Annotated in this window: 3 protein-coding genes; 2 read left to right on the top strand and 1 reads right to left on the bottom strand. The window is 38.3% G+C overall.

Annotated features, from left to right (window positions below):
• Nucleotides 1-50 precede the first annotated feature (50 nt).
• The gene (locus tag P9B04_RS19495; RefSeq protein WP_342056636.1) at nucleotides 51-398 is read right to left on the bottom strand and encodes a hypothetical protein; all 348 of its coding nucleotides are present in this window, start codon (nucleotides 396-398) and stop codon (nucleotides 51-53) included.
• 145 nt (nucleotides 399-543) lie between these two features.
• On the opposite strand from P9B04_RS19495, the gene P9B04_RS19490 reads away from it, so the two are divergent.
• Nucleotides 544-1,341 carry an Rpn family recombination-promoting nuclease/putative transposase gene (locus P9B04_RS19490; protein WP_342056635.1) on the top strand — a complete coding sequence of 266 codons (798 nt, stop codon included), beginning with the start codon at nucleotides 544-546 and terminating at the stop codon, nucleotides 1,339-1,341.
• A 106-nt stretch (nucleotides 1,342-1,447) separates the two neighbouring features.
• On the top strand, nucleotides 1,448-2,452 hold the full coding sequence (locus P9B04_RS19485; RefSeq protein ID WP_342056634.1) for a GntR family transcriptional regulator: 1,005 nt from the start codon (nucleotides 1,448-1,450) through the stop codon (nucleotides 2,450-2,452).
• Nucleotides 2,453-2,775 lie beyond the last annotated feature (323 nt).

Raw genomic sequence — 2,775 nt, 5'->3', positions numbered from 1 at the left:
ATCTTTGTCCCCTAACTTTCGGCGAGTCCCCCCAGACTTTTTGAGAAGCTTCAAGATACATGGATATTTTTTATTAACTTATTCGGCTTATTCTCATCAATTTTGAATGCTACAATAACTCTTTTTAATACCTCATCGGCGTAGTTGATAAAAGGATGAGATAGTGCATTTTCTAAGGTAAACCCAAACATATCAATATTTCTTGGATTACTACGAGCAACAATAATCTCTATTGCACTATGGTCTATATTCTCCTGTTCAAATACTTCTTTTACTGCAGAAGAATACGCTAATGCACAAGCATAATAACCTTGTTTTAGAGGATCTTTTTCTTTCAGTAATTCGGGAATATATTTGAGTAAAGCATTTGCAACAGGAATGAGGGGACTTCCAGTCATGTAAATATTCTCCTTGCCTCTATCATTAAGATATTATTTTATAACAGTTTTTATACTTCTGAGGTAGAAATTTTTATACTTTTAACAGTGATTAGTTATATTAAGTGAGTACAAAAAATAAATTACGTAGTATCAAAAATATTCCGTGAAAACAGATAGCATTTTTTATCAAATCTTTCAAACCTTTCCTGGTTGTTTTTTCGACTTACTCAACCTTCCTGAAAATATTACCGATGAGTATCAATTTTCTTCTGTGGAAATTAAACAATTAGCCTTCCGTATCGATGGAGTATTTATTCCCCAAAATCTCCAGAGACTCATCTATTTTGTTGAAGTACAGTTTCAAAAAGACCAACAGTTCTACTCTCGATTTTTTAGTGAGATTTTTTTGTATCTTCATCAAACAAAACTAACCAACAATTGGCAAGGGGTTGTTATCTATCCGAACCGACAAACTGAAACTAAAAACACCTCACGTTACCAGGAAATATTAGACTCCGATAGGGTTAAACGAATTTATCTCTCTGAATTAAGTAACACAGAGTCAATAGGAATCAAAACCCTAAAATTAATCATTAGTCCCCAGAAAGAAGCGATCGAACAAGGAAAAAATTTAATTAAACAAGTTAAACAAGAATTTAGTAATGCTGAAAAACAAGAAAATATCTTACAATTAATAGAGACAATTCTTGTCTATAAATTACCTAAAATTAGCCGGCAGGAGATAGAAAAAATGTTCAGTTTAAGCGATCTCAGAGAAACAAAAGTGTATCAAGAAGCCTTAGAAGAGGGGATAGAGCAGGGAAAACAAGAAGGAGAGTTGAAAACTAAAATGTCAACTATTCCTCGCTTAATAGCATTAGGATTAACTGTAGAACAAATTGCCCAAGCCGTGGATTTGGACATTGAACAAGTCAGAAACATTATCCAATCGGATTCCTAAGCGATCGCCCATCATCGCTATAGTTAACAGTAAATTAAATTCCCAGGAACGATTCACGCTAAAATAATGTCCATCAATCTGATAAAGTTTGCTCGGCGTGGTGGCTATGCTTCAGTTCAAAATACAATCCGATAGTGATATTCCCGCCTCTAAACAACTGTTCGATCAGATTCGTTTTGCTATTGCTTCTCGTCAATATCCTCCTGGACATCGTTTACCGAGTACCCGTCAATTAGCAACCATAACGGGACTACATCGCAACACCATCAGTAAAGTTTATCAACAACTAGAAGAAGCTAGTCTAGTGGAATCTATCGCAGGTTCGGGTATATACGTTAAGACGCAAAATAACGAAGACATCTCCTTTCCAGAAACCCCATTATTCGGCAAATATCCCCAAGAAAGTCAACTAATTAGTAAAACCCTAGATGAACTCCTCAGAGAAGGTTTAACCCTTTCCCAAGCAAAAGAATTATTTTTGGGGGTGATGGATTGGCGGTTACGGTGTAGTGCGCAACTATTGGTTACGGTTCCCAGTGGTGATATGGGTGCTGGAGAACTGATTCTACAAGAGTTAGAGAAGGCTTTAGCTATTCCTGTTGAGTTGGTGTCTATAGAAGATTTAGACCAAGCTTTGGCTCAAAAACAGTCCGCTACTGTGGTAACAAGTCGTTATTTTCTGTCTGAGGCAGAATCAATCGCCTCTACCCATGCAACTCGTGTTTTTCCTATCGATATTTATGACTATGGTAAAGAATTAGCCATCATTAAACAATTACCTAATGACACCCGTTTGGGAATTGTCAGTTTGAGTCCAGGAATTATCCGAGTTGCAGAAATTCTTATCCACAGTTTACGGGGAGATGATTTATTATTAATTACGGCTCAAGCTGGCGATCGCCGTCAACTGTTGACTTTGGCGCGCTCGGCACAAACGATCATGACCGATCCTGCCAGTTATTCTATGGTTAAAGAGGCTATTCTCGCCGTCAGAGACGATCTAATCCGTCCCCCAGATATCCTTTGTTCTGAATATTACATCGGGGAAAAGTCTATTAATCTCCTCAAAATCGAATTGGGATTAGGATCAACAGTGAGCAGTGAGCAGTGAGCAGTGTTAACTGATTGGTATCAGGTTAACTTAATGTCTGGCTAAGTCCCACCCTATAAACGCTATAAACGAGGGGGATATATCGAACCGTAGGTGAGTACCTACTCGCGCGTTCAAGAGTGCGAATGCGATTCGCCGGGGTCGCTCGCCAAGGTTTTAGGGTTGGGATACAGCCCGACCAATATATTAACGTGCGACAGCACAACTTCGCTTCGATAACTTGTGTTACCACTTTAGAGCTTTCATGCTAACATAGGTATATGCTGACTTTGAAGCTTCTCAAAAAGTCTGGGGGGACTCGCCGAAAGTTAGGGGACAAAGAT

The organism is Crocosphaera sp. Alani8, from assembly GCF_038442745.1.
GTDB lineage: Bacteria > Cyanobacteriota > Cyanobacteriia > Cyanobacteriales > Microcystaceae > Crocosphaera.
Note: the sequence above shows the minus strand (reverse complement) of the source record. Positions and strands in the feature narration are given on the sequence as shown.

Excerpts from the sequence above, each read along its gene's own strand:
- P9B04_RS19485 (WP_342056634.1), top strand. The coding sequence starts at position 1,448 with ATGCTTCAGTTCAAAATACAATCCGATAGTGATATTCCCGCCTCTAAA.
- P9B04_RS19495 (WP_342056636.1), bottom strand. The coding sequence starts at position 398 with ATGACTGGAAGTCCCCTCATTCCTGTTGCAAATGCTTTACTCAAATAT.